Source organism: Curvibacter gracilis ATCC BAA-807, assembly GCF_000518645.1.
Lineage (GTDB): Bacteria > Pseudomonadota > Gammaproteobacteria > Burkholderiales > Burkholderiaceae_C > Curvibacter > Curvibacter gracilis.
In genome coordinates this window covers 112,923-138,511 of record NZ_JADZ01000016.1, presented here as the reverse complement: position 1 = coordinate 138,511, position 25,589 = coordinate 112,923, and the positions used below count along the sequence as shown (strand labels likewise).

Sequence of the window (25,589 nt, the reverse complement as noted above, 5' to 3'; positions counted from 1 at the left end):
CTGCGCGGCGCCCTGAGCGAACAGGAAATCTCATGAACCGATTCCAAGTGAAAAAAGTCGCCGTGCTCGGCGCAGGCGTGATGGGCGCGCAGATCGCGGCCCACCTCGTCAACGTCAAGGTGCCCGTGGTGCTGTTCGATCTGCCGGCCAAGGAAGGCCCCAAGAACGGCATCGTCACGCGCGCCATCGATGGCCTGAAAAAGCTCAAGCCCGCCCCCCTGGGCGTGGCCGACGATGCGGCCCTGATCGGCCAGGCCAACTACGAAGAGCATCTGGAACAACTGCGCGACTGCGACCTCATCATCGAGGCCATCGCCGAGCGCATGGACTGGAAGCTCGACCTCTACAAGAAGATCGCCCCCTTCGTGGCCCCGCACGCCATCGTGGCGTCCAACACCTCGGGCCTGTCGATCACCAAGCTCAGCGAGGCGCTGCCCGAAGCCATCAAGCCGCGCTTTTGCGGCATCCACTTCTTCAACCCGCCGCGCTACATGTACCTGGTGGAGTTGATTGCCACCCCCACCACCCAGCCCGTGATCCTCGACCAGCTCGAGAGCTTCGTCACCAGCGGCCTGGGCAAGGGCGTGGTGCGCGCCAAGGACACGCCCAACTTCATCGCCAACCGCGTCGGCATCGCCGGCATGCTGGCCACGATGAAGGAAGTCGAGAACTTCGGCCTCAGCTACGACGTGGTCGATGACCTGACCGGCAAGAAGCTGGGCCGGGCCAGCTCGGGCACCTTCCGCACCGCCGACGTGGTGGGCCTGGACACCATGGCCCACGTCATCAAGACGCTGCAGGACAACCTCACGCTGGACAGCGACCCCTTCTACGGCAGCTTCGGCACCCCTGCGGTGCTGCAGAAGCTGCTCGAGCTGGGCCACCTGGGCCAGAAGACCAAGGCCGGCTTCTACAAGAAGGTGGGCCGCGAGGTGCTGCGCTTCGAACTCGAAAGCGAAGACTACGTGCCCGGCGGCCAGAAGGCCGACGAGGTGTATGGCCGCATGCTCAAGAAGCCCGCGGCCCAGCGCCTGGCGCTGCTGCGCAACGCCGAAGGCCCGCAAGGCCAGTTCCTGTGGGCCATCCTGCGCAACAGCTTCCACTACGCGGCCGTGCACCTGGCCAGCATCGCCGACAACGCCCGCGATGTGGACCAGGCCATGCGCTGGGGCTTCGGCATGAAGCAAGGCCCCTTCGAGCTGTGGCAAGAGGCCGGCTGGTTGCAGGTGGCGCAGTGGATCAACGAAGACATCGCCGCCGGCAAGACGCTGTGCAATGCACCGCTGCCCGAGTGGGTGTTCCAGGGCCCGGTGGCCGAGGCCGGTGGCGTGCACACGCCCCAGGGCTCGTACAACCCGAGCACCAACACCTTCGAGCCGCGCCGCCAGCTGCCGGTGTACCAGCGCCAGCACTTCCCTGAAGCCCTGCTGGGCGACGGCTCGGCCCGCTTCGAAACCGCCGGCAAGACCCTGCACGAGGACGAAGCCATCCGCCTGTGGACGCTGGACGATGAGGTGCTGATCGCCAGCATCAAGAGCAAGATGCACGCGATCGGCCCGGGCGTGGTCGAAGGCCTGCAGCAAGGCATCGAACTCGCCGAGCAGCAGTACAAGGGCCTGGTGATCTGGTCGGGCGACGAGCCCTTCAGCGCCGGGGCCGATCTGCAATCCATGCTGCCGGCCTTCATGATCGCCGGCGTGGACGCCATCGAGGGCGCCGAGCACGAGCTGCAGCAGCTCATGCTGCGCCTGCGCTATGCCGGCGTGCCCGTGGTGTCGGCCATCCGTGGCCTGGCCCTGGGCGGCGGCTGCGAGCTGGCCGTGCATTCGGCCCGCCGCGTGGTGGCCATGGAAAGCTACATCGGTCTGGTCGAAGTGGGTGTGGGCCTGGTGCCCGGCGCCGGCGGCCTGACCTACATCGCACGCCGTGCCGCCGAGAACGCCGCCGCCTCCACCGGCAAGGACCTGCTGCCCTTCCTGACCGAAGGCTTCACGGCTGCGGCCATGGCCAAGGTGGGCACCAGCGCGCTCGAGTCGCGCAAGCTGGGCTACCTGCTGGACAGCGACCTCATCGTGCCCAACAAGGACGAGTTGCTGTATGTGGCCCTGAACGAGGCCAAGGCCTTGTTCGACGGCGGCTGGCGTGCCCCGATCAAGCGCCTGTTCCCGGTGGCCGGGCGCAGCGGGCTGGCCACCATCAAGGGCCAACTGGTCAACATGCGCGACGGCGGCTTCATCAGCCAGCACGACTTCCACATCGGCGGTCTGATCGCCAACGTGGTGTGTGGTGGCGACGTCGATGCGGGCACGCTGGTCAGCGAGGAGTACCTGATGGCGCTGGAGCGCAAGGCCTTCTGCTCGCTTATCGTGCACCCCAAGACGCAGGAACGCATCATGGGCATGTTGTCCACCGGCAAGCCGGTGCGCAATTGAGCACGGCATTGAGCCCCACCACCCTGAACGCCATGGACCGCCCGCCCAACAAGCTGCAGCGTTCGCTGATGCGCCTGGACGAGGCCCCCGGCTTCATGCGGGGCTGGGTGCAGAGCATCATCCTGCGCCGTGCCGTGCCCTTCACCGGCACGGTCGGTGTTCGCTTTGCAGGCCTCAGCAACGAGCGTGCCGAGGTGCGCCTGGCCACCGCGCCGCGGCTGCACAACCAGAGCGGTGACGTGCACACCTCGGCCATCCACCTGCTGGCGGAAAGTGCCACCGGCCTGGTGATCGGCATGAACGTGCGCGATGACTGCACCCCGGCGCTGAAGCGGGCCAGCTTGCAGCTGCTTCAGCGTGCCAAGGGCGGCCTCAAGGCCGTGGCCGTGCTGACGCCCGAGCAGGCCGCCTACATGCAGGCCAACGAGCAGGGCGAGCTGAGCGTGTCCGTCTCGGTCACCGACGACACCGGCGCCGAGCCGGTGCTATGCGAATTTGTCTGGGCCTGGGTTCCCGCCAGCCGCCCGAAAAAGAACTGAAGGAGTTTCACCATGGCCCACCAAGTCCAGGAAGCCTACATCGTTGCTGCCACGCGCACCCCCATCGGGCGTTCGCACCGCGGCTTCTTCCGCAACACCCGGCCCGATGATCTGCTGGCCACCACCCTGAAAGCCGCCCTGGCCCAGGTGCCCGATCTGGACCCGGCCAGCATCGAAGACATCATCTGCGGTTGCGCCATCCCCGAGGCCCAGCAGGGCCTGAACGTGGCCCGTGTGGCCGCGGTGCTGGCGGGCCTGCCCACCAGCGTGGGCGGCATCACCGTGAACCGCTTCTGCGCTTCCGGCCTGTCGGCCGTGCAGATGGCAGCCGACCGCATCCGCGTGGGCGAGGCCGAGGTGATGATCGCCGCCGGCGTCGAAAGCATGAGCATGGTGCCCATGATGGGCAACTCGCCCTCGCTGTCGCCCAGCATCTTCGAGCGCGACGGCGACGTGGGCATTGCCTACGGCATGGGCCTGACCGCCGAGAAGGTGGCCCAGCAATGGAAGGTGAGCCGCGAGGCGCAGGACGAATTCGCCCTGCAGTCGCACCTGAAGGCGCTCAAGGCCCAACAGGCCGGCGAGTTCACGGCCGAGATCACCCCCATCGAGGTGACCGAGCGCCGCCCCGACCTGGCCACCGGCGAGGTCAGCCTGAAGACCCGCACCGTCAGCCTGGACGAAGGCGCCCGCCCCGACACCACGCTCGAGGGCCTGGGCAAGCTCAAGACCGTGTTCGCCGCGCGCGGCTCGGTCACCGCCGGCAACAGCTCGCAGACCTCGGACGGCGCCGGCGCCCTGATCCTGGCCAGCGAGTCGGCCGTCAAGCGCTTCGGCCTGAAGCCGCTGGCGCGCTTCGTGAGCTTTGCCAGCAAGGGCGTGCCGCCGCACATCATGGGCATCGGCCCGATCGAGGCGATTCCGGCGGCCCTGCGCTACGCCGGCCTGAAGCAGGACGACATCGACTGGTTCGAACTCAACGAAGCCTTCGCGGCCCAATCGCTGGCGGTGATGAACACCCTGGGCCTGGACCCGGCCAAGGTCAACCGCATGGGCGGCGCGATTGCGCTGGGTCACCCCCTGGGGGCCACGGGCGCCATCCGCTCGGCCACCGTGGTGCATGCGCTGCAACGCCACCAGCTCAAGTACGGCATGGTCACCATGTGCGTGGGCATGGGGCAGGGCGCGGCCGGCATCTTCGAACGCTGCTGAGCCGGCGCCGAACCAGCGCCGAACCCGCGCCAAACAGGGCGGTGCGGCCGCAGCGCGGGCCGCCCGCCCCCATGAACTGAGCCAGCGCAGACTGGCCTGCTTTCAACAGGAGACACGCCGTGATGCAGACCTCGGTTCTGGCCGTCGATTCGGCCTCGCTCGCCGTGCGCACCTACGCGCCGGCCACCCCCCCTTTGGCCAATCTGGTGCTGGGCGCCGCCATGGGCGTTCGCCAGGCCTATTACGAGCCCTTTGCGCGCTGGCTGGCCGAGCAGGGCTACCGCGTCACCACCTTCGACTACCGGGGCGTGGGCGAATCGCGCGGTGCGGCCTGGCGCGGCTCGCTGCGCGGCTTCCAGGCCGACCTGCGCGACTGGGTGCGTGACTACGAGGCCGTGGTGGCCCAGGCCCGCGCCGCCTGCCCGGGCACGCCGCTGTACCTGCTGGGCCACAGCCTGGGCGCGCAGCTGCCCGGCCTGTTCCAGCGCCCCGAGCAGGTCGATGGCCTGCTGAGCCTGGCCTCGGGCAGCGGCTATTGGCGCGACAACGCGCCCCGGCTGCGGCGCAGCGTGCCGTATTTCTGGTGGGTGCTGGTGCCCCTGGCCACGCGCCTCTTCGGCTACTTTCCGGGCCGCCGCCTGGGCAAGGTGGGCGATCTGCCTGCGGGCGTGATCCTGCAGTGGCGCCGCTGGTGCCTGGATCCGCGCTACAGCGTGGGCGCCGAAGGCCCGGCGGCCGAGCAGAGCTATGCCCGGGTGCGCTACCCGGTGCTGGCCCTGTCGGTGCAGGACGACGAGATGATGACCCTGCGCGGCACGCAAAACCTGATCGGCTTTTACGCCAACGCGCCGCAACGCATCGAGGTGGTGCGCCCGGCCGATGCCCTGGCGCGCCGCATCGGGCACTTCGGCTGGTTCCGCGAGTCGTTCCGGGCCACCCTGTGGCCGCGTACCATTGCCAGCCTGAACGCGCTGGCCGTGCTGCGCCAGGGCCAGCACGTCACAAACTCGACTGTCTGATCCGTCCCCTTGCCGCACACTTCTGCCCCATGAGCACCACCCACCCGCTTGACGCCGCGCTGCAACTGCAGCCCCAGCCCCAACCCGACACCGGCGTTGCTGCCGGCCCGCTGCAGATCAGCCAGGGCCACACCAGCCCCGCCTACTGGAACATGGTGGGGCCGTTTGGTGGCACCACCGCCGCCACCTGCCTGCAGGCCGTGCTGCAGCACCCGGCCCTGCTGGGCGAGCCGCTGTCGCTGACCGTGAACTACGCCGGGGCCCTGGCCGAGGGCGAGTTCGAGGTGCAGGCCCAGCCGGTGCGCACCAACCGCTCCACCCAGCACTGGACGATCTCCATCGTGCAGCGCGATGCCGAGGGGCAGCCCGTGGTCACCACCACGGCCACGGCGGTCTCGGCGGCGCGTCGCGAAACCTGGAGCGTGTCCGACACGCCCATCCCCGAGGTGCCCGCCCCCGAATCGCTGCAGCGCATGCACCCGCCCAAGGGCGTGGCCTGGATCGAGCGCTACGAGATGCGCCCGGTCACCGGCGTGATCCCGCACACCTGGGACGGCCGGGGCGACAACAGCCTGTCGCAGCTGTGGATGCGCGACGACCCGCCGCGCCCGCTCGACTTTCCGGCCCTGGCCGCCCTGTCGGACATCTTCTTTCCGCGCGTCTGGCTGCGCCGGGCCTCGCGGGTGCCGGCCGGCACGGTCTCGATCACCACGTACTTCCATGTCGGCCAGGCCGAATTGGCCGCCACCGGCACGGGCTTTGTGCTGGGCCAGGCCCGGGCGCAGGAGTTCCGCAACGGCTTCTTCGACCAGACCGCCCAGCTCTGGAACCAGGCCGGCCGCCTGCTGGTCAGCACGCACCAGATCGTCTATTTCAAGGAATAGGTCGGGGCACATCCCTCGCTTGAGTCCCGCCTTTCTGCCCACCCCCACAAGGAGCCCCTCCTCATGAGCCAAGACATCCTGATCCACACCGAAGCCGGTGTCAGCACCATCACCCTGAACAGGGTCGACAAGAAGAACTCGATCACCGCCGACATGTACGCCGCCATGGCCGATGCGCTGGCTGCGGCCGAGGCCGATGCTGCCGTGCGCGTGGTGGTGTTCCAGGGCGACATCGCGATCTTCAGCGCCGGCAACGACATCGGCGATTTCCTGAACAAGCCGCCAGCAGGCATGAACTCGCCGGTGTTCCGCTTCCTGCACAACCTGGCCGCCTTCCCCAAGCCCGTGGTGGCCGCGGTCTGCGGCCCGGCCGTGGGCATCGGCACCACGATGCTGTTCCATTGCGACCTGGTCTACGCGGGCGACAACGCGGCCTTCTCGATGCCTTTCGTGAACCTGGGCCTGTGCCCCGAGGCGGCCTCGAGTCTGCTGGTGCCGCAGATGCTGGGTTACCACCGCGCGGCCGAGGCCTTGCTGCTGGGCGAGCCCTTCATGGCCGAAGCGGCCCTGGAAGTGGGCCTGGTGAACCGCGTGGTGCCCCCCACCGAGTGCAACGGCGTGGCCCAGACCGTGGCCCGCAAACTGGCCGCCAAGCCGCTGACTTCGCTGGTCGAGACCAAGCGCCTGATGAAGGGCGGCCAGTCGGCCCTGGTGGCCCAGCGCATGGCTGAAGAAGGGGCCAGCTTTGGCCGCATGCTGGGTGAGCCGGCGGCCAAGGAGGCGTTCACGGCGTTTCTGGAGAAACGGCGGCCGGATTTCAGCCAGGTTTAAGGGGAGCGCCCTGAAGGGGGCGTGCCTTTTCCACTTGCTTGTGGCTTTGTTGTGCCGCTGCGCTCTGTGGTTTCTGCTCTTTGTTTCAGGTCGGAGGCCGGGATTGCGGCTCGGCGGCCGCCTCACTTTCTTTGCTTCGCCAAAGAAAGTAAGCAAAGAAAGGCGACCCGAAGTCAGGGCCACTTCGTGGTTCCCTGCGCTGCTCGCGCCAGGTGGGGTCTCGCTAAACTCGCTGCGCTCAAACAGACGCGAGCCCTTATCCACCTGGCACTCCGCTGCTCGGCCCTGCCCCACGGGGAAGTCGGGATCGGGCGAGCTTGCGAATGCACTGACGAAATCAGTCAAGCCGGTGCATCCAGCGGCGCTGGTGGGTAGTTGTGTGATTTGTCGGGCAGAGCGCCCATGCGCCTCCGCGCTGCGAAGCAGCCGCGCCCTCCGATTGAAACAAACAGGCGTCGCTGCGCAGCAGCAGCCGTCGGTTCCCGCTCCCCACCCTCCCGTCGGGCACGGCGAGCAGCGCAGACTTGGGCGGATAAAGGGCTCGCGTCTGTTTGAGCGCAGCGAGTTTAGCGAGACCCCGCCCAAGTTGAGCAGCGCAGCGGACCCTGCGCAGCAGGGCGTGCACGTCGGGTCGCCTTTCTTTGCTTACTTTCTTTGGCGAGACAAAGAAAGTGAGGCGCCCGCCGGGGCGCAATCCCGGCCTCCGCCCCCCAACAAAGAACAAAAGCCCATTCGGGAAAGGTCAAGTTCGGAAGATAGCCGCACAGATTTTTGGTAACCTATACGTTACCTTCTGGAAATGAAAATCCAGGTCGAAGAATACATCCGGGAGGATGGCAGCAGTCCCTATCAAGTGTGGTTTGAAGGGCTTGATGTCCATGCTGCAGCCAAAGTGGCTGTAGCGAAGGTTCGACTTCAACTCGGCAATACATCGAATGTTGAGTGGTTTCGCGGTATAGGCGAATGCAAGATCGACTGGGGGCCGGGTTACCGCATCTACCTGATGCAAGACGGTGCGACGTTGCTCATTTTGTTGGGCGGCAGCAGCAAAAAGAATCAACAGAAGGCGATTGAACAGGCGCTGGTCTTGCGTGCTGAATATAAGGCACGAAAACAAAGCAACTCCCAGCCAGGAAAGAGAAGCAAGCCCCATGACCTTGACCCGTAACTACAAGCACACCATCGCTCAGCGCGTCGCCCGCGATCCAGCCTTTGCCAAGGCCTTGTTGGACGAGGCCGCCACGCTCTTTCTCAGTGGCGAGCCCGAAGCCGCCCGCGTCATCCTGCGTGAGTTGGTCTCGGCAACGGTCGGATTTGAAGGGCTGGCTGAACTGACACGCAAGCCCAGCAAGAGCCTTCATCGCATGCTGTCCCCCAAAGGCAATCCGAGCATGGACAACCTGGCGGCCATCTTTGGTGCCATCCGGGCCTGCCTGAAGGTGAGCCTGTCGGTTCGGGTGATCGAGGCTGCTTAACGGGGGCGCGTCACGATGCCCGAAAAAACAAAAAGCCGGGCAAACCCGGCTTCCTCATCCCGCCCCCAGCGATGCAAAACACACCGCTGGCCGGCGCTGGCGATGACCCCGCATCACCAGTTGTTGTCGTCCGACGACGACCCACCCCCACTGTCCCAGGAGTCGCTGCCACCACTGCCGGCATCGAACGAGCCATAGTCCGGCGGGTTGTCGATCGGGCTGTAGCCGCCGCCACTGCCCAGGTTGCTGCCACCACCGCCACCGCCCGAGTCGTGGTTGCTACGGTCTTCGTTGCCGTGTTCCAGCACCTTGGCCAGGCCATAGCCGGCCGCAGCGCCGGCCAGGCCGCCGAGCACCACGCCACCGATGCCGGGGCCGCTGCTGGGCGGGGCGCCATAGCCGGGCTGGCCGTAACCGGGTTGACCAAAGCCGGGCTGGGCCACGGGGCCGCGGCCGAAGGCGGCGTCACCTGCCATGCCGGGGGCCGGGCTGGGCGAGGGCAGCACACGGGTGGCCAGCTTCCAGACCACGAACAGCACACCGCCGGCGATCAGGATGTAGCCCCAGGGAAACGAGGAGCCCGAACTGGCCGGGGCCGGTGCGCTCTGGCTCACCACGGCTGGGCTGTTGTTGGCGTGGGCGGGCTTGGGGGCCGGGCCACCCAGCGAGGCGCCGGGGGCGGTCGACGACAGCGAATCGGTCTTGGGGATCTTGTTGAGCAGGTCGGTGAAGCGCTGCGGGCTGGAGGCGAACTTCAGCGAGGGGTCCAGGCGCTGCGCCTCTTGCAGGGCGGCGCGGGCTTCCACGTTGCGGCCTTCGCGGGCCAGCACCTCACCCAGTTCGTACTGGGCCTTGGCGCTTTGAGGCTTTTCCTTGATCACCTCGCGCAGCATGGTTTCGGCCTGCCGGTACTCGCCGGCGTTCACGGCCTGTTCGATGTCCTTGGGCGTGGGCAGGGCCCAGGCGAACGACGCCGCCAAGGCCAGGGCCAGGCCGGCCAGCAGGCGCCGGCTGCGGGCCCCGGCGGGGCTCGCAGGAGAGGGGGTAAAGGCAGTCAGCATCATGTTCAGGGGCTCCTTCAAGCGGCTGGCAGCGGGTTCCGTGCGTGGTGCTCAAAACTCGGCTGCCGGCTTCAAAACGCCATATGGTGCCACTTGGCTGACAACTCAAGCCCTTCAAGGTTGAATCAATTTGATACAGCAAGCGGCGCCGAGGCGGCCAGGCCCAGCATCTGGCGGGCTTCGGCCGGCGTGGCCACCTCGCGCCCGGCCTCGCGGGCGTAGCGGGCCAGTTGCTCGATCAGGGGGCCGTTGGAGGGCACTTTCTCGCCTGTGGGCAGGTAGAAGGTGTCTTCCAGCCCGCTGCGCAGGTGCCCGCCCAGCTCGGCGGTGCGGCGGTGCACGGGCCAGATCTCGGCGCGCCCGATCACCGTGCTCTGCCACTGGGCGCCGGGCAGCTTGAGCTTGAGCAGGATGGGCAGCAGATCGGGGTCGGCCGGCATGCCCGACTCCACGCCCATGACAAAGTTGTACTCGGGCAGGCCGCTGTACATGCCGGTCTGCACATACATCTCGACGCAGCGCACGATGCCCACGTCAAAGCACTCGAACTCGGGCAGGGTGCCGGTCTCGCGCATCACGTCCAGAAAATCCTGCACCTTGGCCGGCGGGTTGTCGAACATCATCGGCGGCCAGGCCCATTGGCCGTTGCTGCGCACCTTGAGGTAGTTGAGCGAGCCCGCGTTGCAGGCCGCCATCTCGGGCCGGGTGGCGCGCAGGCAGTCCAGCGGGCCCTGGTAGTCGGGGCCGACCACGCCCGTGGTCTGGTTGATGATCAGGCCGGGGCAGGCCTCGCGCATGGCCTCGGTGCAGGCCAGGGCCACGGCCGGGTCCCAGCTGGGCAGGTGGCCCTTGCCCGGGCTTTGCTGGCGGAAGTGCACGTGCACCACCGAGGCCCCGGCGTCGTAGGCGCGGCGCGCCTCGGCGGCCAGTTCGGCGGGGGTCACGGGCACATGGTGCTGGCCGGGGTCGGTCAGCACACCGGTGATGGAGCAGGTGATGATGGCCTTGTCGCTGTGGGTCATGGGTGTCTCCTGGGGACTGAGACCGGCACGGCGAGGCCGCCCGGTGGGTTACGAAACGATGTAGGCCCCCGTGCCGGTCGACATCAGGGTGCCGTCGGGGCCGCGGAACTCCATGCGCGTGGAGGCCACGCGCGAGCCCAGGCGCAGCACCTCGGCATGCAGGGTGAAGAATTCGCCGATGGCGGGGCGCAGGTAGTCGACGCGCAGGTCGATGGTGCCCAGCTTGGAAAAGCGCTTGAGCCGCTCCATCGGGGCTTCGTCCATGTGGCGGGCGCCGATGGCGGCCATCACCGCGAGGCCACCCAGGGCATCCAGCCCGGCAGCAGCCACCCCGCCGTGCAGGCGGTTGTAGCTGAAGTGGCCGATCAGCTCGTGCTTCATGTCGATGCGCGCGCTCACCGTGTCGGGCTTGAGCGAAGTGATCTTCAGGCCGAGCACGGTGTTGAAGACGATCATCTCTTCGAAGATCTTCTTCAGGCCGGTTTCGAACTCGGGCTCGAAAGCCTGGGGCAGGGGGGCGTGGGGTTTGCTCATAAGCCCCATTGTCGTGCGGCCAGGTCTTTCATGATTTCCTCGGCGCCGCCCCCGATCATCATCACTTTGACCTCGCGGTACAGGCGCTCGCTGACCGTGCCGCGCATGAAGCCCATGCCGCCCAGGATCTGCACCGCCTGGTCGGCGCAGAACTGCATGGTCTGGGTGCTGTGGTTCTTCAGCAGGCACACCTGGGCCACCCAGTCGGGGCCGGTGTCGCCGGCGTCGGCGCGGGCCGCCACCTGTTCCAGCCAGGCCGCGGTCGAGTGGATGCGCATCTGCATGTCGACCAGCTTGTGGCGGATCACCTGGCGCTCGACCAGGGCCGCACCAAAGGTCTTGCGCTGGCGCGCCCAGGTCAGGGCTTCGTCGTAGCAGGCTTGGCTGAAGCCCAGCGCCGCCGCCGACATGCCGAAGCGCTCGGCATTGAAGTTGCCCATGATGATGCGAAAGCCCGCGCCCTCTTCGCCCAGCAGGTGGCTGGCGGGCACGCGCACGCCGTCAAAGTGCAGCTGTGCCGTATCGGAGCACAGCCAGCCCATCTTCTGCAGGGGCTGGCGTGTCAGGCCGGCGCTGGCGCCGGGCACCACGATCATCGAGATGCCCCCGGCCCCCTTGCTGCCCGGCTCGCCGGTGCGCACCGCCAGGGTGATCCAGTCGGCCCGCAGGCCCGAGGTGATGAAGGTCTTCTCGCCATCGATCACATAGTGGTCGCCCTCGCGCCGGGCCGTGGTGCGCAGGGCCGCCACATCCGAGCCGCCGCCGGGCTCGGTGATGGCCAGGGCCGCGATCTGCTCGCCGCGCAGCACCGGCGGGATCACCTGTTCACGCAAGGCTTCGCTGCCGTGGTGCAGGATGGGCGGCAGGCCGATGTTGTGCGACAGCAGGCTGGCCAGCACCCCGCCACTGCCCCCGTGCCGGCACAGCGCCTGCCACAGCGACAGGCGCAGCGCATAGGGGGCCGGTGTGCCGCCATAGGCCTCGGGGTAGCCCAGGCCCAGCAGGCCCAGATCGCCCGCGCGCCGGTACAGGCTGCGCGGAAACTCGCCCGCCGCGTCCCAGTCGCCCACGTGCGGGGCGATCTCGTTGCGCGCAAAGCGGGCCACCGTGTCGCTCAGCGCGGTCCGGTCGGCCTGCAGGGTGTCGTCGGGGCGCTCACTCATGGCTGGGCCTCCAGAACCGGGTCGTTGAGCGGCGCCAGGCGCAGCAGGCATTGGCCGGGGCTGACCTGCTGGCCCGGGCTCACCAGCAGCTCGGCCACGCGGGCCGGGCCGGCGGCGGCCAGGTTGTGCTCCAGCTTCATCGACTCGATCACCACCAGCGCGTCGCCGGCGGCCAGCACCTGGCCCACTTCGGCGGCGATGCGGATCACCCGGCCGTTGAAGGGGGCACGCAGCTCCAGGGCCTGGGCGTCTGCCGGGCCGCGCCCGGCCGGTTCGAACGAGGCGTCGTCCAGCCACAGGTCCACGCCGGCCAGCTGCACATGCCAGCGCCACGGGCCCACGGCCAAGGCCTGCACGCCCAGGCGGCGCCCGTCCAGGTTCAGCAGCCAGCCGCCACCGGGCTGGGCTTGCAGTTCGATGCTTTGCGCGGCCGCTTCGCCTTGCCGGGCCAGGGCCCGGCCGGCGCCGGTCTCGCGCACCAGCCAATCGTGCACGCGCTCGCGGTGGCGCAGCCGCAGGGGGCGCTCCAGCGGGCAACCCAGGGCAGTGGCCAGGCCCTGCCGGCCCCACAGCAGCACCGGCCAGGCCCCGCCCAGGTGCTCGGCCTCGTGGGCGCTCAGCTGGGTGCGCAGCGCATCGCCGTGCTCGGCCAGAAAGGGGATCAGGGCCTGGCCGGCGCGGAACACCGGGTGGTCCAGGCAGGCCGACAGAAAGGCCCGGTTGCTGGGCAGGCCCAACAGCACGGTGGCTGCCAGCCCCTGGCGCAGGCGCGCGATGGCTTGGTCCCGTGTGGGCGCATAGGCGATCAGCTTGCCCAGCATGGCGTCGTAATGCGGGCTGACCTCGGTGCCGATCTCGAGCGCGTGGTCGAAGCGCAGCCCACTCTGGGCGTCGGGGTTCTCGAAATGCACGACCCCAGGCGGCTGGGCAAAGCCCAGCACGCGGCCGGTGTGGGGGCGGAAGTGCTCGTCTTCGGCGCACAGGCGCACCTCGATGGCATGGCCTTCGAAGCGGATCTGCTCCTGGCTCAGGGGCAGGGGCTCGCCCCGGGCCACGCGCAGCTGCCACTCGACCAGGTCCAGCCCGGTCAGGGCCTCGGTGACAGGGTGTTCCACCTGTAGCCGGGTGTTCATCTCCATCAGGTAGAAGTCGTCGCCGTCCAGCAGGAACTCCACCGTGCCGGCACCTACATAGCCGGCGGCCCGGGCCAGGGCCACGGCGCACTCGCCCATGCGCTGGCGCAGGCCGGGGCCCACGGCGGGGCTGGGGGCTTCTTCGATGATCTTCTGGTGGCGCCGCTGCACCGAGCAGTCGCGCTCGCCCAGGTGCACCACGTGGCCGTGGCGGTCGGCAAACACCTGCAACTCGACGTGGCGCGGCCGCAGCAGGGCCCGCTCGATCAGCAGGCGGCCATCGCCAAAGCCGGCCAAGGCCTCGCTGTGGGCGCTGTCCAGCGCCGCAGCCAGTGGGGCCGGGGCCTGCACCAGGCGCATGCCACGGCCACCGCCACCGGCCACGGCCTTCACCATCACGGGGTAGCCGATGCGCTCAGCCTCGGCGGCAAAGCGTTCCGGGCTTTGCTCTTCGCCCGCGTAGCCAGGCAGGCAGGGCACGCCATGGGCCAGGGCCAGGGCCTTGGCACCGGCCTTGCTGCCCAGCGCCCGGATGGCTTCCGGGGGCGGGCCGATCCAGTGCAGGCCGGCGTCGAGCACGGCCTGGGCAAAGTCGGCGTTCTCGCTCAGAAAGCCATAGCCCGGGTGCAGCGCGTCGGCGCCGGTGGCGCGGGCGGCTTCAAGCAGGCGTTCTACCCGCAGGTAGCTGTCGGCCGAACGCTCGCCGCCCAGGGCAAAGGCCTGGTCAGCCTCGCGCACGTGCAGGGCCTGGGCGTCGGGTTCGGAAAACACGGCCACCGTCTCCAGGCCCAGGGCCCGGGCGGTGCGGATGATGCGGCGGGCGATTTCGCCGCGGTTGGCGATCAGCAGTCGTTTGAACATCAGGCCCTCGTACTTCCATCAGGGGCGCGCCAGGGCGCAGCTTGTTTGCGGGCAAAGGCCTGCAGGCCGGCGGCCGCCTCGGGGCCGCGCAAGGCGCTGGCAAACGCCTGGGCGGCCTGGTCCAGCCAGGCGGGCAGGGGCGGCTGCCCGGCCTGCAGCAAGGCCTTGGTGGCCGCCACGGCGCCGGGGGCCGCGGCGCTCAGGGCCAGCAGTCGGGCTGCCAGGCCGGCATTCAGATCGGGCACCACCTCGGTCACCAGGCCGTCGGCCAGGGCCTGTTCGGCCGAGTGGCGCTCGCCACCCAACAGCCAGCGGCGGGCGCGGGCGTCGCCGAGCCGGCGCAGCACAAAGGGGGCGATCTGGGCCGGCACGATGCCCAGCGTCACCTCGGGCGCGGCCAGCACCGCGCCCGGCGTGGCCAGCACCCAGTCGGCGCAGCACACCAGGCCCAGGCCACCGCCCATGGCGGGGCCGTCCACGGCGGCCAACAGGGTCTGGGGCAGGGCGCACAGCGCCTCCAGCAGGTGCCCGAACTCGCGGTTCATGGGCACCAGCGGGTCGGGCTGGCCGGGGGCCAGGGCCTGGCCCAGGCTGTTGGCAAAGCCGCCCAGGCTGCCGCCGGCGCAGAAGCTGCCGCCCGCGCCGCGCAGCACCACGGTGCGCAGGGCCGGGTCTTGCGCGGCCCGGGCACAGGCCTGCCCCAGGGCCTGCACCAGCTCGGCCGTCAGGGCGTTGCGGCTGGCCGGGTCGTTCAGCACCCAGTGTTCCATCCAGCCCGGGCCCAGGGGTTGGCGGTCGATCAGCAAGTGGGACATGGCCTGTGCCTCCTGCGGGTCTCAGGCGCGCGAGCGCTTGGCGATGCCCATGATCTTGGCCAGGATGCCCAGCATCACCTCGTCGGCGCCGCCGCCGATCGAGCCCAGCCGGCCATCGCGGTACAGGCGGGCCACCTTGTTCTCCCAGGTGAAGCCCATGCCGCCCCAGAACTGCAGGCAGCCGTCGGGGATGCTGCGGTTCAGGCGCCCGGCCTTGAGCTTGGCCATGCTGGCCAGCTCGGTCACGTCCTGGCCCTGCACATACAGCTCGCAGGCGCGGTAGGTGAGGGCGCGCAGGCTCTCCAGCTCGGTCTTCATCTCGGCCAGCTTGAACTGCACCCACTGCTGGTCGGCCAGGGTGGCGCCGAACATCTTGCGTTCCTGGGCCCATTCGATGGTGGCGTTGAGGCAGTTCTCCAGCGACTGCAGGCAGCTGGCGGCGGCCCACAGGCGCTCTTCCTGGAACTGCTGCATCTGGTAGATGAAGCCCTGGCCCTCGACCCCGATCAGGTTGCGCTGTGGCACCCGCACCTCGTCGAAGTAGATCAGGCCGGTGTCGCTGCTGTTCATGCCGATTTTCTTGATCTTGCGCGCCACCTCGATGCCGCGGGTGAGGCGGCCATTGCGGCCCTCGCGCATGGGCACCATGATCAGGCTCTTGTTCTTGTGCACCGGGCCCTCGCCGGTGTTGACCAGCATGCACATCCAGTCGGCCTGCAGGCTGTTGGTGATCCACATCTTCTGGCCGGTGATGACGTAGTCGTCGCCGTCCTTGCGCGCCACGCTCTTGATGCCGGCCACGTCGCTGCCGGCGCCGGGCTCGGACACGCCGATGCAGCCCACCGCATCGCCCGCGATGGCCGGGGCCAGGAACTCGCGGCGCAGTTCGTCGCTGCCGAAGCGCGCCAGCGCCGGGGTGCACATGTCGGTCTGCACGCCAATCGCCATCGGCACGCCGCCGCAGTCGATGTGGCCCAGGGTCTCGGTCATGGCCAGGCCGTAGCTGTAGTCCAGGCCGGCGCCGCCATAGGCCTCGGGCTTGGTCAGGCCGAGCAGGCCCAACTGCCCCATCTTCTTGAACACCTCGTGGGCCGGAAAGATCTCGTCCTCTTCCCACTCATCCACATGGGGGTTGATCTCGGTGTCGATGAAGCGCTTGAGCGTCTTCTGGATCTCGCGGTGCTCATGGGTGAATTGCATGGTGTGTCTCCGTTTTTGTCGTTCATGAGAGGGGCGCGACTGGCCTTGGGCGGCGTGGGCTTACATGCGGGCCACCCCGAACTGCATCGGCCGCACGGGGCGCGCTTCGGCCTCGGCGCACAGGGCCAGGCACTGGGCCAGCACGGCGCGGCTGTCGCGCGGGTCGATCACACCGTCGTCCAGCAGCAGGGCGCTGGTGTGGAACACATCGGCCTGGGCCTCGAACATGGCCACGATCTGCTCGAACTGGGTCTGGGCCTGCTGGGGGTCGGGGGTCTGGCCTTTGCGCGCCAGGGCGGCCTCGGTCACGATCTGCATGGTGCGGGCGGCCTGCTCGCCCCCCATCACCGCGGTGCGCGCCTGCGGCCAGGTGAAGAGAAAGCGCGGCGCATAACCGCGCCCGCACATGCCGTAGTTGCCGGCCCCGAAGCTGGCGCCGCATTGCAGCGTGATCTGGGGCACGGTGGCGTTGGTCACGGCCTGGATCATCTTGCTGCCGTGCTTGATCATGCCGCCCTGCTCGCTGTCCTTGCCCACCATGTAGCCCGTGGTGTTCTGCAGGTAGACGATGGGGTGGCCCAGCTGGCACATCCACTGGATGAAGTGGGTGGCCTTGTTGGCGCCGGCCACATCGATGGGGCCGTTGTTGCTGATGAAGCCCAGCGGCCGGCCCTCGATGCGCGCCTGGGCGCACACGGTGGCGGCACCATATAGGGGCTTGAACTCGAGCAGCTCGGAGCCATCGGCCAGGCGGGCCATCACCTCACGCATGTCGACCGGCTGACGCAGGTCGTCCGAGATCAGGCCCAGCAGGTCGTCGGCGGGGTAGAGCGGGGGCGTGGCCGCCCGGGTGGTGGGCTGGGTCGGCCAGTCGATCGTGGCCAGCACCTCGCGCGCCAGGGCCAGGGCGTGGCGGTCGTCCTCGGCCAGGTACTCGCCCAGGCCCGACATGCTGCAGTGCATCTCGGCGCCGCCGAGCTCTTCTTCGGTGGCGATCTCGCCGGTGGCGGCCTTGAGCAGCGGCGGCCCGGCCAGAAAGGCCCGCGAGCGCGCGCGCACCATGATCACCACATCGCTGAGGCCCGGCATGTAGGCCCCGCCCGCGGTGCCCGAGCCGTGCTGCACCGTGATCACGGGGATGCCGGCGGCCGACAGGCGCGCCAGGTTGCGGAACAGGCTGCCGCCGTGCACAAAGCCCTCGACGCGGTAGCGCATCAGGTTGGCGCCGGCGCTCTCCACCAGGTGCACAAAGGGCAGCCGGTTCTGCAGGGCGATCTCCTGCACCCGCAGGATCTTTTCGAGCCCCATGGGCTGGATGGCGCCGGCCTCGATGCCCGAGTCGCTGGCCACCACCATGCAGCGCACGCCCGACACCTGACCGATGCCGGCGATCATGCCGCCGCCGGGCACCGAGCGGGCCGGGTCTGTCACGTCATGCAGGTAGCCGGCCAGCGTGGCCAGCGGCAGCCAGGCGCTGCCCGGGTCGAGCAGCAGGGCCACGCGTTCGCGCGGCAGCAACTGGCCGCGCTTCTCGAACACCGGGCGCGAGCGGGCCGAGGCGGCGGCGGCCCGGTCTTCCAGGGCGCGCAACGCGGCCAGCCGGGCCAGCACGGCTTCGCGGCGCTGCAGGGCGGCCGGGGCTTGCGGGTTCCAGCGGGATTCGAAGCGACTCATGGCTGGGGCTCCTGCGCGTTGTGGGGTGGGGCGGGCTGAGCGAACACGCGCGGCACCTGGGCGCGGTGAAAGCCGTCGAAGGGGCGCACGGCGGCGCGTTCGCGCTGGGCCGGCGTGGGCACGGCCATGGGCCAGCCCAGGCGGGTCTGGGGCCGGGCGCCATCGACGCGCAGCGTGCTGCCGCTGATGAAGCTGGCGGCCGGGCTCAGCAGAAAGACGATGGCGGCCGACACCTCGGCCTCATTGCCGAAGCGGCCCAGCGGCACGGTCTGGCGCATGGCGCGCAGGTGTTCGGCGGCCTCGGGCGGGTAGTGGTCCATGCCGCTGGAGGCGATGTAGCCCGGGGCCACGGCGTTCACGCGCACGCCGTCGGCGGCCCATTCGAGCGAGGCGGTCTCGGTCAGGCTGACCATGCCGGCCCGTGCCGCGCCGCTGTGGCCCATGCCCGGCATCGAGCCCCAGATGTCGGCCACGATGTTGACGATGGCTCCGCCGTGGGCGGCCATGTGTTGGCGGTAGCACTCGCGCGCCACCAGAAAGCCCCCGGTGAGGTTGGTGTTGACCACGGCCTCCCAGCCCTTGGCCGAGATGGCCGACAGCGGGGTCATGTACTGGCCGCCCGCGTTGTTGACCAGGCCGTCGAGGCGGCCATGGCGGGCCAGCACCCGCTGCACCATGGCCACCACCGCGTCTTCCTGGCGGATATCGCACAGCTCGGTGCTGGCGCAGCCACCATCGGCCTCGATCTCGGCCTGCACGGTGGCCAGCTTGTCGGGCTGGCGGCCCAACAACACCACCTGGGCGCCCAGGCGGGCCAGTTCGTGGGCGGTGCAGCGGCCGATGCCCGAGCCGCCCCCCGTCACCAGGATCACCTGGTCCTTGAAGAGGCCTGGCGCGAACACGGATCGGTAGTGGGGCGAGGGGGCTGGTGCAGTCATGGGGTCTCCCGGGTGAACAGGGCCAGGGCCTGCTCGGTGAGCTGGTCCAGCGTCATGCCGCGCTGCGGGTCGAACCACTGCACCGACCAGTTGAGGGCGCCGAAGATGAACAGCCGCGCCACCGCCGGCTCGGCCTGCAGCGCGCCCTGCTCGGCCAGGGCCTGCAGCACCGGCATCCAGAGGCCTTCGTAGTCGTCCTTGACGCGGGCAATGCTTTTTTGCTGGGCCGGGCTCAGCGAGCGCCATTCGTACAGCATCACCGGGATGAAGTCGCTGTGGGGCCCGAGCAGGATCTCGAAGTGATGCCGCACCAGCACGCGCAGGCGTTCGCGCGGCGAGGCGCTGGGCGGCAGCAGGGCCAGGGCGTTTTTCTGGCTGTGCAGGGCCAGCACCATGCCCTCGTCCATCACCGCATGCAGCAGGGCGGTCTTGCTTTCGAAATGGTAGAAGGGCGAGCCGCTGTGCATGCCGGCGGCGGCCGCGATGTCGCGGGTGCTGGTGGCGTCGAAGCCCTGGGTGCGGAACAGGCGTGCGGCGCCTTCGATGAGGGCGCGGCGGCGGTTGCCGTCGTCGAGCTCTTCCACCGTCTTGCGGGGGCGGCCACGGGGGCGGCGCGCTTCAGGGGTTTCAGACGCGGGGCTTTCATCGGCAGCGGCAGCAGGGGCCGCTGCGGCGGCTTTCTGGGGGGACTCCAGGGAGGCTTTGGGGGTCGCGCGGCGGCGTGCAGGGGCTTCCATGCACGGCACGATAACAAAACCTTTTATTTATAGCAAGCAGTTGCTTTGTAAAAATAAAAGGACCCCACCAGGGGATCAGCCCAAGGGCTGCTGGCTCAGTTGGCGCACGGTCTCCTGCAGCACGCGGGCGTCGGCGCTGGCGCGGTGGCGCCGCAGTTGCAGGCGTTCGGCCACCGACTGGCGCGTGGCATCCCAATGCGCCAGTCGGGCCTCGTCGAGCAGCACGAAGAGGTTGTCGAGGCGAAAGCTGGGCAGCAGGTCAGCCGCCTCATAAAGCCGGCCCATCCAGCTGTAATCGTGGGCCCAGCCATCGGTGTAGACCGTGAGCCCGCGCAGGCGCTGGTTCAGCAGTTCGGCGATGTCACGGCAGGACCGGCCGTGGCTCAGCAGGCATTCCTGCGTGATGCCGTGCACCCGCGCGGCCGACGGGTCCCAGTGAAGCCAGCCTGGCTCGGGCCGGACCAGGCTGCACCAGGCCTCGCCATCGGGCAGCACAAAGCCGACCTCGATGGGGTAGCTGCCGCGCCCGAATCCGGAGGCTTCGATGTCGATCACTGCGGGGGCCAGGGTGGCCTCCTCCAGCGTGGCGTCTGCGTGCATGCCTCGCTCCTCCCTTTGTTGGTTTAAAGGGTCGCTTGGGCGGCCCTGCACAGGGGTTAGCAACTTTGGGGCCTGATGAGAGGGCTGCTCAGGGGCCGGCTCAGGGCTGGAAGCCGGACTTGCGCACCACCGGGGTCCACTGGGCGGCATAGGCCGTGAGCATGCGCCGGGTCTGTTCGGCCGTGCTGATGACAGGCTCCATGTCGGCTGCGGCAAAGCGGGCCTGCAGGTCTTTCTGGGCCATGGCCGCGGTGACGGCGGCGGCGATGCGCTGAGCCCGGGCCGCCGGCAGATTGGCCGGGGCATAGAGCACGTTCCAGCCCAGGGCCGACAGCTTGAGCCCCACATCGCGGAAGGTGGGCACCGTGGGCAGCGAGGCAGCGCGCTCGTCACTGGACACCGCCAGGATGCGCAGCTTGCCGCTCCTGTGCAGGGGCTCCAGGGCGTCCAGCGTGTCCACCGCCACGGGCACGTGGCCGCCCATCAGGTCGTTGAGCAAGGGGGCGGAGCCGCGGTAGCCCACGATGGGCAGGCTCAGACCCAACTGCTCGCCCAGCATCAGGGCGAAGAAATGCGGCAGGCTGCCGGTGGCGGGCACGCCGGCGGCCACCTTGTCCTGGTTGGCTGTCATCCAGGCGCGCAGGTGGGCGAACTCGCGCACCGGCACCCCGGCGCCCACGGCCAGGCCGAAGGAATAGCGGGTGATCTGCGACACGGGCCGGTAATCCTTGTCGGGGTCGTAGCCCACGTCCTTGAACACCAGCGGGGCGACCAGCATGGTGGCGGGGTTGGCCAGCAGCAGCTGGTTCTGGCCCGAGCTGTCGCGCCACAACTGCTGGGCGGCCAGCCGGCCACCGGCGCCCACGTGGTTCTCGACGATCACGGGCACGCCCAGGCGGGGGGCCAGGGCGTCGCCCAGCAGGCGGGCGGCGCGGTCGGAGGTACCCCCCGCAGGGTAGGGCACGACGATCTTCAGGGTGCCGCCTTCGAGCGGCGTTTCGGCGCGGGCTGCGCCCATCAGGCCTGCGGCGCCCAGCAGGCTCAGCGCTTGCAGGGTCTGGCGGCGGTCCAGCTTGGGACTTGGCTTGTGCATGGAGGCTCCAAGGTTTCAGTGCAGATAGAAATGTAAGCGCATGTCACCCACCTGAAGGGCCGGGATAACCAGTTCCTGCCGCACCCGCTCAAGTCTGGCGCTAAAGCTCGAAGCCCACCCACAGCAGCATGCCCTCCAACAGGTCGCGCACCAGGCCCGGGGGCTGGGCCCGGTAGGGGCGGGCCCCCTGGCGCTCGTGCTCGAACCAGGCGGCAAAACGCTGCACATCGTGGGCGGATTGGAAGGCCACCATCAGTTCGTAGTTCAGAAACAGGCTGCGGCTGTCCAGGTTGGCCGAGCCGGCCAGGGCCAGGCTGTCATCGACCACCGCGAGCTTGGCGTGCAGCATGCCGGGCAGCAGCCAGACCTGGCCGCCGGCCTGCACCAGGGCGCGCAGGGCCCGGGCCCGGGCCATGTCCGACAAGCGGTGGTTGGACCGGGCCGGCAGCAGCAGTTCGACCTGCACCCCGCGCCGCGCCGCCAGGCACAGGGCGTTGAGCAGGGCCGGGTCGGGCACGAAGTAGGGGGTGACCAGGCACAGCCGGTGGCTGGCCCGGTAGGCCGCCGTGAGCAGCATGGCGTACACGGTGTCGTCGGCCTGGTCGGGGCCCGAGGCCACCCACTGCGCCTGGCCGGTGGGGGCGGGGGGGTTGGCCAGGGGGGGCTGAACCGGGTTGGGCGGCGTGCGGCGCCCGCTGGCAAAGGCCCAGTCGTGCTCGAACTGCCAGTGGGCCTGGGCCACCAGCGGGCCTTGCAGGTCAAAGCTCAGGTCGCGCCAGGGGGCTTGGCCGGCTTCACCCTCGAAATACTCGGCGGCCAGGTTGCGCCCGCCACACCACAGCCGGGCTTGTGGGCCGCCGGCGTCGGCCACCACCAGTTTGCGGTGGTTGCGCAGGTTGATGCGGCCCTTGAGGGGGGAGTGCAGCGGCGGCACGAACAACACCAGTTGCCCGCCGGCCCGGGTGAAGCGGCTGAGCCGGGGGCGGCCGGCCATCAGGCTGCCCAGGCCGTCCAGCAGCAGGCGCACGCGCACGCCGGCCACCGCCTTGGCGCACAGGGCGTCGATCACGGGGGTGCCCAGGGCGTCGTCCTTCAAGATGAAGGTGGCAATGTCCAGGCTGTGGCGGGCGCCTTCGATGACGCTCAGCAAGGCCTGCCGGGCCTCGTGGCCGTCGGCATGCAGCTGCAGGCTGTGGTAACCGGAGGGGCTGGCCTGGCCCAGGGCCAGCAGGGTGTCGCAGACCCAGTGCTGCTCAGCGTCGCCTACCAGGGCAGCATCGCTTGGCGGGGGGCTCTTGGGCGGTGGCGTGGGGCGCTGGCGCTTGCGTGAGCCGAAGGTCAGGTAGGCCGGCAAGGCCACGTAAGGCATCAGCAGGATGAAGAACACCCAGGCGATGGCCGCCGTGGGGTGGCGGCGCTGGCGCATCACATGCGAGGTGACCACATAGATCAGCACCGACACCACCGTGACCAAGCCGTGCAGGGTCAGCCAGTCGAAGGGGGTGAGAACGAACAGCATGAAAGAGGCCCAGGGTTGCGGCGCATTCTAGGCGCGGCCTGCTGCGGGCCGCCGTGTTGTCACACCTGCTTGCGTTTGGCGTGTCCGCCTGCGAGGTGTTTCACAACAGGCAGTAGTCGACCGGTTGCAGCGGGGGCGGCAGATCGGTTTCGCCCAGCGCTTCGCGCAGGTGGATCTCGATGTGGCGGCACAGGGCTTCCAGCGGCAGGTCGTTGGGCAGCAGGCCGAAAGGCTCTTCGATCTCGTCGCCCAGGGCGTCCAGGCCGAAGAAGGTGTAGGCCACGATGGCCACCACCACCGGGGTCATGAAGCCCAGTGTGTCGACCAGGCCGAAGGGCAGCAAAAAGCAGTAGGCGTAGGCCGTGCGGTGCAGCAGCAGGGTGTACGAAAACGGCACCGGGGTGTTCTTGATGCGCTCGCACGAGGCGGCGGCCGAGGTCATGGCCGACAGCGTGGCGTCGATGTGCACCAGTTCATTGGGCCCCAGCAGGCCGGCGCGGCGGCAGGCGGCCAGATCGGCGCCCATGCGCATCATCAGGGCCTGCGGCTTGTTGCTGCTGGGCGCCACGGCGGCCCATTCTTCGGCCGTGACCAGGGCCTGCAACTCGCGCGGGTCGCCGCCGTTGCGTAGCAGCAGGCGCAGGGCGTGGCAGAAGGCGCCGGCGCGCAGCACCATGGCGCGCCGCGGGTCGGGCTGGCCTGCCGGTGGGGCATCGATCAGGTGCAGGCACTGGCGCGCCAGGTTGCGGCTGCGCAGCACCAGCTCGCCCCACAGCTTGCGCGCCTCCCAGTAGCGGTCGTAGGCGGCGGTGTTGCGAAAACCCAGGAAGATGGCCAGCGGCAGGCCGATCAGCGAAAACGGGATCGCGGTGAGGGTGACCTTGGTGTGGAACAGGGCCCCGTGGGTGAGGGTGACCACCGTGGCCAGCAGGATGTTGAAGGCCAGCACGCGGAAGATGCGCGGCATGATCGAGCCGCGCATCAGCAGGAAGAGCTTGAGCCCATTGGGCCGGTCGCGGACGATCACGGAGGCCCCCCGTCTGGAAGGGTTCCGCGTGGCACCAAGGGCTCGGTCATCGTCACATCTTGCCCGTTTCGAGGAAGCGGCTGTGCCAGCTCAGGGCCTCGTTGAGCAGGTGGGGGGTGTGCAGGCCCGAGGAGCTCTTGGCGGCACGGTCCAGGTAGTCCTGCAACTGGGGGCGGAAGCTGGGGTGGGCGCAGCGTTCCACGATCAGCTTGGCGCGCTCGGTGGGTGCCAGGCCACGCAGGTCGGCCAGGCCCTGCTCGGTGACGATGATCTCGACATCGTGCTCGGTGTGGTCCACGTGCGAGACCATGGGCACGATGCAGGAGATGGCGCCGTCCTTGGCCACCGAGGGCGTGACGAAGAAGGACAGGTAGGCGTTGCGCGCAAAGTCGCCCGAGCCGCCGATGCCGTTCATGATGCTCGAACCCATGATGTGGGTGGAATTGACGTTGCCGTACAGGTCGGCCTCGATCATCGCGTTCATGGCGATCACGCCCATGCGGCGCACCAATTCGGGGTGGTTGCTGATCTCTTGCGGGCGCAGCACGATGCGTTCCCGATAGAAATCGATGTTCTTGTTGAAGTCTTCGGTGGCCTGCGGGCTCAGCGACAGCGCGGTGGCCGAGGCAAAGCTCAGCTTGCCCGAGCGCACCATGTCGAGCATGCCGTCCTGCAGCACCTCGGTGTAGGCGGTCAGGTTCTCGAACGGGCCTTTGTTGAGGCCGGCCAGCACGGCGTTGGCGATGTTGCCCACGCCCGACTGCAGCGGCAGCAGGTTGGCCGGCAGGCGGCCCTGCTTCACCTCATGGCTCATGAAATCGATGATGTGCGCGGCAATCTGTTCGGACACGGCATCAGGCGCGGCAAACACCGAGTTGCGGTCGGACTGGCGGGTGCGCACCACGGCGATCACCTTGGCCGGGTCGCAGCGCAGGTAGGGCTCGCCGATGCGGTCGCTGGGGTGGGTCAGGGGGATGGGCTTGCGGTTGGGCGGCAACTGGGTGCCGTAATAGATGTCGTGCATGCCTTCCAGGCCGGCACTTTGCAGCTCGTTGACCTCGAGGATGATCTTGTCGGCCTGGTCCAGCCAGGTCTTGTTGTTGCCCACAGAAGACGAGGGGATCAGGCGCCCGTCGGGCAGGATGCCTGCCACCTCGACCACGGCCACGTCCAGGTGACCCAGGAAGCCGAACCAGGCCATCTGGGCCACGTGCGACAGGTGCATGTCGATGTAGCGCACCTGGCCGTTGTTGATCAGCTTGCGCAGGGTCGGGTCGGATTGGTAGGGCAGGCGTTTTTCAATGCCGTTGACCTTGGCCAGTGCACCATCGAGCTCCGGCGCGGTGGAGGCCCCGGTCCACAGGCCGATGCGGGCCTCGGTGTGGCCCGCTGCATGGCAGGCGGCCAGGCGGCCAGGCGCTCGGCCAGGGCCTGAGGCACGGCCTTGGGGTAACCTGCTCCGGTGAAACCGCTCATGCCCACGTTGGCGCCCAGGGGAATCAGGGCGGCGGCTTCTTCGGCGCTCATCACCTTGGACAGAAGTTCGGGGCTGCGGATGCGGTCGGTCGGGCTCATGCGGTCAGGTCTCCAGTCGGTTTGCTGGCGTCTGGGATTGCGCCAGAAGCGCGGGAGTCTAGCAGGCAAAAACTTACAAATTAGTAGAAACCCTTGCTGTTTCCTGAATAACATTTGCCCAAATGCGTTTTATGGAAAAGATGGATTAAATGAATGAAGCATTGTTTTAAGATAAAAATAGAGAAATTTAGCGCTTGTTTGCTGTTGGACAGCGCAGTCTCATCTTGTTCTTGAAGCGATGATGC

The 25,589-nt window shown here is 68.8% G+C and carries 22 protein-coding genes and 1 pseudogene; 8 read left to right on the top strand and 15 right to left on the bottom strand.

Annotated elements, in window-relative coordinates; translation table 11 throughout:
• Positions 1-32: 32 nt before the first annotated feature.
• The 8 genes from L880_RS0114555 to L880_RS0114520 all read left to right on the top strand — a co-directional run bounded on the left by L880_RS0114555 (position 33) and on the right by L880_RS0114520 (position 8,392).
• Positions 33-2,432, top strand: a complete 2,400-nt coding sequence (locus tag L880_RS0114555) for a 3-hydroxyacyl-CoA dehydrogenase/enoyl-CoA hydratase family protein (protein ID WP_027476301.1) — start codon at positions 33-35, stop codon at positions 2,430-2,432.
• A gap of 32 nt (positions 2,433-2,464) precedes the next feature.
• On the top strand, positions 2,465-2,971 hold the full coding sequence (locus tag L880_RS0114550) for a DUF4442 domain-containing protein (RefSeq protein WP_043329542.1): 507 nt from the start codon (positions 2,465-2,467) through the stop codon (positions 2,969-2,971).
• A 12-nt stretch (positions 2,972-2,983) separates the two neighbouring features.
• Positions 2,984-4,183 (top strand): acetyl-CoA C-acyltransferase, encoded by a 1,200-nt coding sequence (locus L880_RS0114545; protein WP_027476299.1) that lies wholly within the window; start codon positions 2,984-2,986, stop codon positions 4,181-4,183.
• Between the two features lie 122 nt (positions 4,184-4,305).
• Positions 4,306-5,202 (top strand): alpha/beta hydrolase family protein, encoded by an 897-nt coding sequence (locus L880_RS0114540; protein ID WP_027476298.1) that lies wholly within the window; start codon positions 4,306-4,308, stop codon positions 5,200-5,202.
• Between the two features lie 29 nt (positions 5,203-5,231).
• Entirely contained in the window at positions 5,232-6,086 is an 855-nt protein-coding gene (locus tag L880_RS0114535; protein WP_027476297.1) for an acyl-CoA thioesterase, read from the top strand.
• Between the two features lie 63 nt (positions 6,087-6,149).
• Positions 6,150-6,917: an enoyl-CoA hydratase gene (locus L880_RS0114530; protein WP_027476296.1), complete on the top strand. Its 768-nt coding sequence runs from the start codon at positions 6,150-6,152 to the stop codon at positions 6,915-6,917.
• A 799-nt stretch (positions 6,918-7,716) separates the two neighbouring features.
• Complete coding sequence (locus L880_RS34985) at positions 7,717-8,085, top strand: type II toxin-antitoxin system RelE/ParE family toxin (protein ID WP_084461313.1); 369 nt, start codon at positions 7,717-7,719, stop codon at positions 8,083-8,085.
• Positions 8,069-8,392, top strand: a complete 324-nt coding sequence (locus L880_RS0114520; RefSeq protein WP_027476294.1) for a helix-turn-helix domain-containing transcriptional regulator — start codon at positions 8,069-8,071, stop codon at positions 8,390-8,392. Before L880_RS34985 ends, L880_RS0114520 begins: the two co-directional genes overlap by 17 nt.
• A 113-nt stretch (positions 8,393-8,505) precedes the next feature.
• Here L880_RS0114520 and L880_RS0114510 read toward each other — a convergent pair whose 3' ends face one another.
• The 15 genes and pseudogenes from L880_RS0114510 to scpC all read right to left on the bottom strand — a co-directional run bounded on the left by L880_RS0114510 (position 8,506) and on the right by scpC (position 25,344).
• Complete coding sequence (locus L880_RS0114510; protein ID WP_157462882.1) at positions 8,506-9,456, bottom strand: tetratricopeptide repeat protein; 951 nt, start codon at positions 9,454-9,456, stop codon at positions 8,506-8,508.
• Positions 9,457-9,578: 122 nt separating this feature from the next.
• Positions 9,579-10,475 (bottom strand): beta-keto acid cleavage family enzyme, encoded by an 897-nt coding sequence (locus L880_RS0114505; RefSeq protein WP_027476292.1) that lies wholly within the window; start codon positions 10,473-10,475, stop codon positions 9,579-9,581.
• A 48-nt stretch (positions 10,476-10,523) separates the two neighbouring features.
• Complete coding sequence (locus L880_RS0114500) at positions 10,524-11,009, bottom strand: thioesterase family protein (protein WP_019574169.1); 486 nt, start codon at positions 11,007-11,009, stop codon at positions 10,524-10,526.
• On the bottom strand, positions 11,006-12,172 hold the full coding sequence (locus L880_RS0114495; protein WP_027476291.1) for an acyl-CoA dehydrogenase family protein: 1,167 nt from the start codon (positions 12,170-12,172) through the stop codon (positions 11,006-11,008). The genes L880_RS0114500 and L880_RS0114495 overlap by 4 nt, the downstream gene beginning before the upstream one ends.
• The gene (locus L880_RS0114490) at positions 12,169-14,166 is read right to left on the bottom strand and encodes an acetyl/propionyl/methylcrotonyl-CoA carboxylase subunit alpha (protein WP_027476290.1); all 1,998 of its coding nucleotides are present in this window, start codon (positions 14,164-14,166) and stop codon (positions 12,169-12,171) included. Before L880_RS0114490 ends, L880_RS0114495 begins: the two co-directional genes overlap by 4 nt.
• Complete coding sequence (locus L880_RS0114485) at positions 14,166-14,981, bottom strand: enoyl-CoA hydratase/isomerase family protein (RefSeq protein WP_027476289.1); 816 nt, start codon at positions 14,979-14,981, stop codon at positions 14,166-14,168. Before L880_RS0114485 ends, L880_RS0114490 begins: the two co-directional genes overlap by 1 nt.
• Positions 14,982-15,002: 21 nt before the next feature.
• Positions 15,003-16,181, bottom strand: a complete 1,179-nt coding sequence (locus L880_RS0114480; RefSeq protein WP_027476288.1) for an acyl-CoA dehydrogenase family protein — start codon at positions 16,179-16,181, stop codon at positions 15,003-15,005.
• 60 nt (positions 16,182-16,241) lie between these two features.
• Positions 16,242-17,855: an acyl-CoA carboxylase subunit beta gene (locus tag L880_RS0114475; protein WP_027476287.1), complete on the bottom strand. Its 1,614-nt coding sequence runs from the start codon at positions 17,853-17,855 to the stop codon at positions 16,242-16,244.
• Positions 17,852-18,793, bottom strand: a complete 942-nt coding sequence (locus L880_RS32425) for an SDR family oxidoreductase (protein ID WP_043329503.1) — start codon at positions 18,791-18,793, stop codon at positions 17,852-17,854. The genes L880_RS0114475 and L880_RS32425 overlap by 4 nt, the downstream gene beginning before the upstream one ends.
• On the bottom strand, positions 18,790-19,530 hold the full coding sequence (locus L880_RS0114465) for a TetR/AcrR family transcriptional regulator (RefSeq protein WP_027476286.1): 741 nt from the start codon (positions 19,528-19,530) through the stop codon (positions 18,790-18,792). The genes L880_RS32425 and L880_RS0114465 overlap by 4 nt, the downstream gene beginning before the upstream one ends.
• 75 nt (positions 19,531-19,605) lie before the next feature.
• Positions 19,606-20,130, bottom strand: coding sequence for a 3'-5' exonuclease (locus L880_RS0114460; RefSeq protein WP_051443310.1), 525 nt, complete (start codon positions 20,128-20,130; stop codon positions 19,606-19,608).
• A gap of 100 nt (positions 20,131-20,230) precedes the next feature.
• Positions 20,231-21,223: a tripartite tricarboxylate transporter substrate-binding protein gene (locus tag L880_RS0114455; protein WP_027476284.1), complete on the bottom strand. Its 993-nt coding sequence runs from the start codon at positions 21,221-21,223 to the stop codon at positions 20,231-20,233.
• A 100-nt stretch (positions 21,224-21,323) separates the two neighbouring features.
• Positions 21,324-22,742: a phospholipase D-like domain-containing protein gene (locus L880_RS0114450; protein ID WP_084461311.1), complete on the bottom strand. Its 1,419-nt coding sequence runs from the start codon at positions 22,740-22,742 to the stop codon at positions 21,324-21,326.
• 100 nt (positions 22,743-22,842) lie between these two features.
• A complete protein-coding gene (locus L880_RS0114445) occupies positions 22,843-23,769 on the bottom strand; it encodes a bestrophin family protein (RefSeq protein WP_027476282.1) in 927 nt (308 codons plus the stop codon).
• Between the two features lie 52 nt (positions 23,770-23,821).
• Positions 23,822-25,344 (bottom strand): annotated as a pseudogene (gene scpC / locus L880_RS32420) (succinyl-CoA:acetate CoA-transferase ScpC).
• Between the last annotated feature and the right edge of the window lie 245 nt (positions 25,345-25,589).

What these genes read in the sequence shown, in the direction of transcription:
- L880_RS0114555 (WP_027476301.1), top strand. Translation starts at nt 33, where the DNA reads ATGAACCGATTCCAAGTGAAAAAAGTCGCCGTGCTCGGCGCAGGCGTG.
- L880_RS0114550 (WP_043329542.1), top strand. Translation starts at nt 2,465, where the DNA reads ATGGACCGCCCGCCCAACAAGCTGCAGCGTTCGCTGATGCGCCTGGAC.
- L880_RS0114545 (WP_027476299.1), top strand. Translation starts at nt 2,984, where the DNA reads ATGGCCCACCAAGTCCAGGAAGCCTACATCGTTGCTGCCACGCGCACC.
- L880_RS0114540 (WP_027476298.1), top strand. Translation starts at nt 4,306, where the DNA reads ATGCAGACCTCGGTTCTGGCCGTCGATTCGGCCTCGCTCGCCGTGCGC.
- L880_RS0114535 (WP_027476297.1), top strand. Translation starts at nt 5,232, where the DNA reads ATGAGCACCACCCACCCGCTTGACGCCGCGCTGCAACTGCAGCCCCAG.
- L880_RS0114530 (WP_027476296.1), top strand. Translation starts at nt 6,150, where the DNA reads ATGAGCCAAGACATCCTGATCCACACCGAAGCCGGTGTCAGCACCATC.
- L880_RS34985 (WP_084461313.1), top strand. Translation starts at nt 7,717, where the DNA reads ATGAAAATCCAGGTCGAAGAATACATCCGGGAGGATGGCAGCAGTCCC.
- L880_RS0114520 (WP_027476294.1), top strand. Translation starts at nt 8,069, where the DNA reads ATGACCTTGACCCGTAACTACAAGCACACCATCGCTCAGCGCGTCGCC.
- L880_RS0114510 (WP_157462882.1), bottom strand. Translation starts at nt 9,456, where the DNA reads ATGATGCTGACTGCCTTTACCCCCTCTCCTGCGAGCCCCGCCGGGGCC.
- L880_RS0114505 (WP_027476292.1), bottom strand. Translation starts at nt 10,475, where the DNA reads ATGACCCACAGCGACAAGGCCATCATCACCTGCTCCATCACCGGTGTG.
- L880_RS0114500 (WP_019574169.1), bottom strand. Translation starts at nt 11,009, where the DNA reads ATGAGCAAACCCCACGCCCCCCTGCCCCAGGCTTTCGAGCCCGAGTTC.
- L880_RS0114495 (WP_027476291.1), bottom strand. Translation starts at nt 12,172, where the DNA reads ATGAGTGAGCGCCCCGACGACACCCTGCAGGCCGACCGGACCGCGCTG.
- L880_RS0114490 (WP_027476290.1), bottom strand. Translation starts at nt 14,166, where the DNA reads ATGTTCAAACGACTGCTGATCGCCAACCGCGGCGAAATCGCCCGCCGC.
- L880_RS0114485 (WP_027476289.1), bottom strand. Translation starts at nt 14,981, where the DNA reads ATGTCCCACTTGCTGATCGACCGCCAACCCCTGGGCCCGGGCTGGATG.
- L880_RS0114480 (WP_027476288.1), bottom strand. Translation starts at nt 16,181, where the DNA reads ATGCAATTCACCCATGAGCACCGCGAGATCCAGAAGACGCTCAAGCGC.
- L880_RS0114475 (WP_027476287.1), bottom strand. Translation starts at nt 17,855, where the DNA reads ATGAGTCGCTTCGAATCCCGCTGGAACCCGCAAGCCCCGGCCGCCCTG.
- L880_RS32425 (WP_043329503.1), bottom strand. Translation starts at nt 18,793, where the DNA reads ATGACTGCACCAGCCCCCTCGCCCCACTACCGATCCGTGTTCGCGCCA.
- L880_RS0114465 (WP_027476286.1), bottom strand. Translation starts at nt 19,530, where the DNA reads ATGGAAGCCCCTGCACGCCGCCGCGCGACCCCCAAAGCCTCCCTGGAG.
- L880_RS0114460 (WP_051443310.1), bottom strand. Translation starts at nt 20,130, where the DNA reads ATGCACGCAGACGCCACGCTGGAGGAGGCCACCCTGGCCCCCGCAGTG.
- L880_RS0114455 (WP_027476284.1), bottom strand. Translation starts at nt 21,223, where the DNA reads ATGCACAAGCCAAGTCCCAAGCTGGACCGCCGCCAGACCCTGCAAGCG.
- L880_RS0114450 (WP_084461311.1), bottom strand. Translation starts at nt 22,742, where the DNA reads ATGCTGTTCGTTCTCACCCCCTTCGACTGGCTGACCCTGCACGGCTTG.